At 41.0% G+C, this 7,548-nt stretch carries 6 protein-coding genes, 2 pseudogenes and 2 riboswitches; of the genes and pseudogenes, 5 read left to right on the forward strand and 3 right to left on the reverse strand.

The window, feature by feature from the left end; translation table 11 throughout:
• The first annotated feature begins 318 nt into the window (after positions 1 to 318).
• From L634_RS0105740 to L634_RS0105750, 3 genes and pseudogenes are all read left to right on the forward strand, one after another.
• Positions 319 to 1,560: a serine hydrolase domain-containing protein gene (locus L634_RS0105740; RefSeq protein ID WP_026581620.1), complete on the forward strand. Its 1,242-nt coding sequence runs from the start codon at positions 319 to 321 to the stop codon at positions 1,558 to 1,560.
• Positions 1,561 to 1,985: 425 nt separating this feature from the next.
• A complete protein-coding gene (locus L634_RS33315) occupies positions 1,986 to 2,126 on the forward strand; it encodes a DUF4279 domain-containing protein (protein ID WP_232233709.1) in 141 nt (46 codons plus the stop codon).
• A gap of 9 nt (positions 2,127 to 2,135) precedes the next feature.
• Positions 2,136 to 2,934: pseudogene (locus L634_RS0105750) on the forward strand (aminoglycoside phosphotransferase family protein); the annotation flags it as partial.
• A gap of 552 nt (positions 2,935 to 3,486) precedes the next feature.
• Here L634_RS0105750 and L634_RS0105755 read toward each other — a convergent pair.
• Together L634_RS0105755 and L634_RS34875 are read right to left on the reverse strand one after the other, a co-directional pair.
• Complete coding sequence (locus tag L634_RS0105755; protein ID WP_026581622.1) at positions 3,487 to 3,654, reverse strand: hypothetical protein; 168 nt, start codon at positions 3,652 to 3,654, stop codon at positions 3,487 to 3,489.
• 39 nt (positions 3,655 to 3,693) lie between these two features.
• A pseudogene (locus L634_RS34875) lies at positions 3,694 to 3,795 on the reverse strand (hypothetical protein); the annotation flags it as partial.
• A gap of 333 nt (positions 3,796 to 4,128) precedes the next feature.
• Positions 4,129 to 4,243, reverse strand: a riboswitch (TPP riboswitch).
• Positions 4,244 to 4,408: 165 nt separating this feature from the next.
• Here L634_RS34875 and bluB point away from each other — a divergent pair.
• Both bluB and cobT read left to right on the forward strand, forming a co-directional pair.
• Positions 4,409 to 5,050, forward strand: coding sequence for a 5,6-dimethylbenzimidazole synthase (gene bluB, locus L634_RS0105760; RefSeq protein ID WP_026581623.1), 642 nt, complete (start codon positions 4,409 to 4,411; stop codon positions 5,048 to 5,050).
• Between the two features lie 145 nt (positions 5,051 to 5,195).
• Positions 5,196 to 5,364: riboswitch (cobalamin riboswitch) on the forward strand.
• A 150-nt stretch (positions 5,365 to 5,514) separates the two neighbouring features.
• Complete coding sequence (gene cobT, locus L634_RS0105765) at positions 5,515 to 6,558, forward strand: nicotinate-nucleotide--dimethylbenzimidazole phosphoribosyltransferase (protein ID WP_026581624.1); 1,044 nt, start codon at positions 5,515 to 5,517, stop codon at positions 6,556 to 6,558.
• 147 nt (positions 6,559 to 6,705) lie between these two features.
• Here the strand turns inward: cobT and L634_RS0105770 are convergent, their stop codons facing one another.
• On the reverse strand, positions 6,706 to 7,296 hold the full coding sequence (locus L634_RS0105770; RefSeq protein WP_026581625.1) for a guanylate kinase: 591 nt from the start codon (positions 7,294 to 7,296) through the stop codon (positions 6,706 to 6,708).
• Between the last annotated feature and the right edge of the window lie 252 nt (positions 7,297 to 7,548).

Consider the following 7,548-nt stretch of genomic DNA (forward strand, 5'->3'; position numbering starts at 1 on the left):
TATGATCCAGCTGCCAAACCAGGTGGCTTTTTCTTTTTGAACAAACGGGCAGCTTAGTTGAATATGGAATATGTATTTACTAGCAGAATATACATAATTAGGTAATGTGAAGATGGGAGCTTAAATGGATAAGGGCAGTATTTTCGCCCTGCTCGGCTCCAACGGGGCAGGCAAGACAGCGGTTGTCAAAGAAGTTTATTACGGAATAATGGTGACATTAAATTAAACCGAGAATAAACGTCCGATAAACAATCAGCTCTATGCCGAGAGCAGGACATATCCATAGAGCTGATAAAAAAGCAAAGAGAGGGAAACCAAATGAAAAAGATTTCAACGGTACAAAATAACAACGGCTTCTCAGAAACAGGGCTGCGCAGAATGCGTAAGGTGCTGGCACGGCATGTCGATTCCGGGAAGATTCCTGGGCTTGTCGCTCTAGTTAGCCGGTATGGTGAGACGCACGTCGAAGCGATCGGAACGATGCGCCATGATGGTGGTGCGCCGATGCGCCGGGACACGATCTTTCGGATGGCGTCAACGTCCAAGCCAGTCGCGGTCGCGGCGGCGATGATTTTGCTCGACGAGTGCAAGATACGGCTGGACGACCTAGTAGAGCAGTGGCTGCCTGAACTCGCCAATCGGCAGGTGCTGAAACGACCCGACAGTCCGCTGGACGATACTGTGCCAGCACGGCGGCCGATTACCGTACGGGATCTGCTAACCTCCACGTTTGGGCTCGGCTTGGATTTTACGGCGCTGGACACTCCGATCATGAACGCGATCCTCGAGAAGAATCTCGCGGCCAATGTACCACCGATGCCCGATCCGGATGAGTGGATGCGCCGCCTAGGCTCACTTCCGCTGCAGTACCAGCCCGGAGAGCGCTGGCAATACAACATCAGCAGCGATCTACTTGGCGTGCTCGTTGCTAGAGTCACTGGCCAGTCGTATGGAACGTTCCTGCGCGAACGCATCTTCGATCCGCTGGGCATGAAAGACACCGGTTTCTACGTGCCCGAAAGCAAGATCGACCGGCTGCCGCCCCTCTACGCCCCCGATCCGCAAACCGGAGAGTTCATCGTGTGGGACGAGGCCAAGGGAGGACTCCATAGCCAGCCTCCGGCGTTCGAAAGCGGCGGTGGCGGACTTTCCTCCACCGTCGATGACTATCACGCTTACTTCCGGATGCTGCTGAACAAAGGGATGCACGGGAGCAAACGGATCTTGTCCCGGGCCGCCGTCGAGCTGATGACTACCAACCGCCTTACGCCCGAGCAACAAGCCGTCCGAAACGAAATGGCCACCAACAACGTCCATATATCATTCGGCCAAGGGCAGCACGGTGGCTGGGGCATGGGGATGGCGGTGCGCACCTACCGCGGCGACTACGCGCCCATCGGCCAGTTCGGCTGGGACGGAGGAAGCGGCACCTCGACCTACGCCGACCCGGAAAATCAGCTCATCGGAATCCTGCTCACCCAACTTGGGTCGTCTGTTCCGGATCCGATGCATCTTATGCTCGACTTCTGGACCATGCTCTACCAGGCAATCGAAGACTGACACCGAGCCCGCGGTTCGTCGTTCGTTTAAAAAAAGGCCGGTGAATTTCATCGGCCTTATTGGGGCAGAACCTTGATTTGACGCGGAGTTGGTTGGATGGAGTGAAAGCAGCCAAGGTCATAGCCGTCGTTGGAAGTCTATGCAACGCTTGCAATCACCGATGCCCCGCAGTTATATCACGAGGTCATCAATAAATGATTTCCCATTTTAATTACATTTAGATTGCGGGTGGTTTCAGCTTCGCTGATACTACCCCTTTTTAAGTTGAAAAAATAAATTGATAAAAATGCTCGACTTAAGGGTGCGTTATTTCAGGAAGTATTAACTCCTTTTTTATTGAAGTTATTAAACTAATGAAGCAGGTTAATGGAAGAAGTATAATAATAAAAAACAGAAAATTTTTAAAAATAGAGGAGGAATTAAGTTTGGGCAAAACTCAAGTAATGGTTTTCTTCAGTCTATGCGGAGATAGTTTTCCATTAGATGACGTAACGGAAAAGTTAGAAGTAATGACTACTGAAACTTTAAAAAATGATGATTTAATTCCAAACCGTTCAAAGGGGTAATCAAAGAACATGTTGAATATTACCGTTGATTTAGTTCAAAGTTTAATAAAAGAACAATTTCCAGAATGGTCCATTTTAGAAATAAAACCAGTTAAAAACGGCGGACACGACAACAGAACCTTTCATTTAGGTGAAAATATGAGTGTAAGATTACCAAGTGCTGAAGGGTATGTTTCTCAAGTTGAGAAAGAACATAAATGGTTGCCGGTGTTATCTAAGCACCTTTCCTTACCAATTTCTAAGCCACTTGCTAAGGGAAAACCTAATAAGGATTATCCATACCCTTGGTCAATTTACAAATGGGTAGAGGGCGAGACAGTGACCCACGAAAATATAGTTGATATGAATCAATTTGCAAAAGATTTAGGAAAATTTTTAGCAGAGTTACAGTCTATTGACACGAGTGAAGGTCCTTTAGGAGGTCTTCATAATTATTATAGAGGGTGCCCATTAACCGAATTTAAATTTAATGAATGGACTTTATCTGCTATTGATACCCTAGGCAATTTAGTAGATAGGAAAAAGTGTCTTAAAATATGGAATAGGGCAATCTCTACTGAGTGGATGAAAGAACCTGTGTGGATTCACGGTGATGTTGCTCCTGGTAATCTTCTTGTAACTAATGGTAGATTATCAGCAGTTATTGATTTTGGAGTTATGGCAGTAGGAGACCCTGCCGCAGACCTTGCCATGGCTTGGACATTTTTTGATGAAAAAAGCAGAGACATTTTTTTGAATTCAATTGGACTGGATAAAGATACAGAAGACAGAGCTAGGGGCTGGGCTCTATGGAAGGCACTTACTACCTGCGTATGGGATTCCAAGGAGTCAGAAGCTGTTAAACAAGCCAAGAAAGTTATAGATATTCTTACGAATGAATAATTAATGAATTTAAGCAGGGGCTATTCGACAAGTTTTGCTGTAAAGACAGATAAAGCGATTACTCTATTACCTGTTTTGGAGGAATTATATGAATGGGGAGTAAAAACCGGAATACTTAATAGAATCGGAGAGAATAACAATCTAAGAAAGGAAAGGGCGTTTCTTTGTATTGATTGCTTTTTGTGATACCACAAAAGGAGCACCGTTCCTGTAATAAATGAATATGATTCTATAGTTTGTGAACTATTATTCTTAAACAAACGGATCCTTTAGCACACTAAGAATCCCAAGAAACAATCAAACTTTTTTATAAAATTGTATATGAGTTCACAAGAAAAGACTCCATTTTGCTCAAACTTTTTCTGAATGGAGTCTTTTTATTTACAATTAAATCAGGGTTAATAGGAAGTAAATAAACAAACTTTATTCGATAATAGTAAGGCAAGATTTCTTTTAGTTATTTTTTAGCTTTCCACTGCTAATAATATAAAACATTTACTTTATTACACTTGATGCATTTTTCATAATATTGATTTCTTTTAAAATGATGATCACAATTTTGCTGTATTTCTGCTAATTGTTTTTCCAAAAAAGCAAGATGAATTTTCAACTGGTTAATTTCTTCTTCAATTTGTTCGATCTTCACCGGAATAGCCTCCCAAGAAAGTTACTGATATATGTTATTTTTTACACCTTCTGCAGGTAACGTCTCATCATGATATTGCAAAGCTCGTTCAGGATTAAACTGTTCTCTCCAACGGAATTCGAAACAAGCTTTTGTTAAGGCCCACTTGTATCATAGATGCGAATTGGCAGATTCAATTTTTCACCCAAAGGTGCCTGATGCCGGACTAAATTCAATTACACGCATTAGTACCTGGATATCGGGGCTTGAGCGTACAGCATAAACCTATTTACTACAATGAAAAGCAAGAAATGATGGAATGCGTTTTCCGATTAATGAAGTTGCTGGCATAGATTAAATCTCTCCCTTTTATTAAAATTAAAGGTCGAGATCTAGAACAAAACGAGTGGATGAAAAGAAATGAAGTACATAAAAAAGCCGAATCCAAAAAGGATGGACCGGCTTTGTTTGTATGTAGAAGTTGATTCAATACATGATGACTTTTTCTAACTTCCCCACGCTAGTATGATCTAGATCAGGTCCAAAGGGTCAAGAAACTTTAACGTGTTTCTCTCTCAGCCCACCTTATTGGACTCCCCTAGTTATTTCTATTCAATTTGGTTTTAGTATACATGAGTCTTACATAAAATAAAAGGAACATTAAAAAATATAAAAATATAAAAAACCAGTTGATTTAAAGACGGACAGCAGCAGGTTTTATTGTTACTATATCAATAAACAATAACATTTTTATTTTGAACGGGGGAGGAAAAATATGTTTACTAAAGAAGAAAAAGAAGCTATATATAAAGTTATTTACAATAGAAGAGATATTCGAAGTTTTTTGCCTGCTCCCATCCCAGAAAATACTGTACATAAAATACTAAATGCAGCTCATCATGCACCCTCAGTAGGATTTATGCAGCCATGGAATTTTATATTAGTTTCCTCAGACGACATAAAAGAAAAGTTAGCGTGGGCAGCGGATAAGGAAAGAAGAGCATTGGCTATTCATTATGAAGGAGAAAAAGAATCGAAATTTCTTAGTTTAAAAGTTGAAGGGCTAAAAGAAGCTCCTTTAACCATATGTGTAACTTGTGATCCAACAAGAGGAGGTTCGCATGTATTAGGACGTAATTCAATTCCTGAAACAGATGCTTTATCAACTGCTTGTGCCATTCAAAATATGTGGTTAGCAGCTTGTGCTGAAGGGCTTGCAATGGGGTGGGTAAGTTTTTATAAAAAGAATGATGTTCGTGATATTCTGGAAATACCGCCACATATTGATCCTATTGCTCTTATTTCTATTGGCTACACCGATGAGTATCCGGAGAAACCTATCTTGGAATTGGCTAACTGGGAAAGAAGACAATCATTAGACCAGCTTATTTTTAAAAATAAATGGATGAAAAAATAAAACGTATTAACCAATCCTCTATTTAAATTAGTGAATGGGGAGTCATGAGTTTACCGTAATGCCGTAAATGTAATACTCAATTTAAATGGAGTAAACAGTTGGATCATTTTCTTACTATTAAGTGAAGGATTATCTTCTAAAAAAAATTAAATAGAAATTTAAAAGTGCCCTTGATTACCATGTTAAGGGATAATAGGGAAATCGGTTAAAATCCGATGCAGCCCCCGCTACTGTAAACGCTGAAGTCCATGAAATATCTATAAAAACCAGGATAAAGCGTAAGCCAGGAGACCTGCTTTTAAATTGAATTTCTGTATTCTTCGGTGGGAAGGAAAGGATTTTTATACACACATTTTTGAGATTGCTTTAATGCTATACCTGTGTTTATCGAAAACCTTAACTTCTAAAGTTAAGGTTTTTTTGTGTACAATATCATGCTTTACATGAGAAAGGATAATGTAGCAATGGGGAAAGTAATGCCAACTATATCTATACCGATGCTTAATGATGAAATGGGAGCTATTGTAAAAAACTATGTAGATTCATTAACCAAGCCTCCAGGGAGTCTTGGAAGATTGGAAGAATTAGTGATTGAACTTGCAAAAATGACTGGTGATCCATTTCCACAGGTTAACCGACCTGGAGTTCTTGTGTTCGCGGCAGATCATGGTGTGACTGCTGAAGGAGTTTCTGCTTTTCCTCAAGAAGTAACGAAACAGATGGTTGACAATTTTTTAAATGGAGGTGCTGCTATTAATGTATTCAGCAGGTATATAGGCGCCTCGTTAAAAATTGTGGATATCGGGGTTTCTGCTGACATTGAACAAGATAAGCTAATCTGTAAAAAGGTTCGGTACGGAACTGCGAATTTTTATAAAGAAAAGGCTATGTCGATCGATGAAGCAATCGAAGCGATTGAAATTGGATATGAACAAGGACAGAAAATGATTGATGAAGGCATTAATTGTCTGATCCTTGGCGAGATGGGAATTGGAAATACGACAGCCAGCAGTGCAATATTAGCTGTTATTAGCGGGAAGAGTGTCGAGAAACTCGTCGGAAGGGGCACAGGAATTAAAGCAGATAAAATCAACCATAAACAACAGATTATTAAAAAAGCTATCTATGAAAGAAAACCCAATGCTGAAGATCCCATTGATATTTTATCAAAAGTCGGCGGGCTGGAGATTGCTGGAATGGCTGGCGCAATGCTAGCAGCAGCCAGTAACCGGACCCCGATACTGGTTGATGGCTTTATATCTGCCACAGCCGCATTGGTAGCGAAAATGATATCGAGCCAAGTGGCTGATTATATGTTTATCGGACACCGTTCCATTGAGCCTGGTCATGATATAGCTATTGAACTGTTAGGAAAAAAACCGCTTATTGATTTAGGAATGAGACTAGGAGAAGGGAGTGGAGCAGCAGTTGCTTTTCCTATATTAAAATCAGCTACTCTGATGCTAAAAGAGATGGCAACTTTTACTTCAGCAGGAATATCCAATTAGAATAACTTTAACACCCTAGATGGAATGAAGTTTTGCTTAGAACGAATGTGTAGCCGGATAAACAGGATTGAAAAATACTCCTCACTTAAAAGCCCGAATGAACATTGAAGTTCTATTCATTCGGGCTTTCTTCACTATATTTCCTTATTAGTAGTCTGTTACAATGACGTCTCTGTCCAAAAATAATTCGATTAATTCGCTAATTTGATAGGCTACTTGTGGAGCATCGTAATTTTCAAAAACATGTTTGCAGTTCTTTTTATATGCCATTGTCTCATCATAGTGGGCCATGTGCCGCTGTATGTCTTCATCACGATCTTGGCGGTCTTTTTGGCGCTGGATAACCGTATCGCGATCCGCATAAATAAAGAAGCTCATAACACGGTCACCATACATTTTTTTTAGCTTCTCGGTCCCTTCAGGATTTAAAGTCAAATAGATGAGAGGATGCTTTTGGAATGCCTGGACGATATCCTCTTCGCGAATCCCATAATAATACCCATCGATTTCAACACTTTCGAGAAATTCCTGCTGTTCTTGCATAAGTTTGAAGGTTTCTACAGTAACGAAATGGTAGTCTTCGCCATTTTTTTCATAATGCCGGGGGGAACGAGTGGTGTAGGAAAGAACGGTTTGCATATCAAAAGCTGTGGCAACCATTTTAGCAATGGTTTTTCTCCCGGAACCGTCTGGGCCAGTGTAAATAAATATCTTTTCTTTTCCCTTGATTTGGTACATACATTACCTCCATTTTTAATAAATTTTGGCTCTTTGTTGCTTTCACTTATAAATTTTGCCCGTTGATTTCCACTGCGGGCACTCAGCGAACCCGCGGGGAGGAATGGGAGTCTCCTCGGCTTCGCCTGTGGGGTCTCCCATTCCCTCTCTTCCTGCAGGACATTGAATAAGCTTCCCTGACCTGGCACCGCACGAAGGAAATGCGGTAGCATTTTCGAGGATCAAGTGCCCTCCGCTCCAATCAACTCAGTT

Source organism: Bacillus sp. J33, assembly GCF_000518885.1.
Classification (GTDB): domain Bacteria; phylum Bacillota; class Bacilli; order Bacillales; family Cytobacillaceae; genus Cytobacillus.

What these genes read in the sequence shown, in the direction of transcription:
- bluB (WP_026581623.1), top strand. Translation starts at nt 4,409, where the DNA reads ATGTTTACTAAAGAAGAAAAAGAAGCTATATATAAAGTTATTTACAAT.
- cobT (WP_026581624.1), top strand. Translation starts at nt 5,515, where the DNA reads ATGGGGAAAGTAATGCCAACTATATCTATACCGATGCTTAATGATGAA.
- L634_RS0105740 (WP_026581620.1), top strand. Translation starts at nt 319, where the DNA reads ATGAAAAAGATTTCAACGGTACAAAATAACAACGGCTTCTCAGAAACA.
- L634_RS0105770 (WP_026581625.1), bottom strand. Translation starts at nt 7,296, where the DNA reads ATGTACCAAATCAAGGGAAAAGAAAAGATATTTATTTACACTGGCCCA.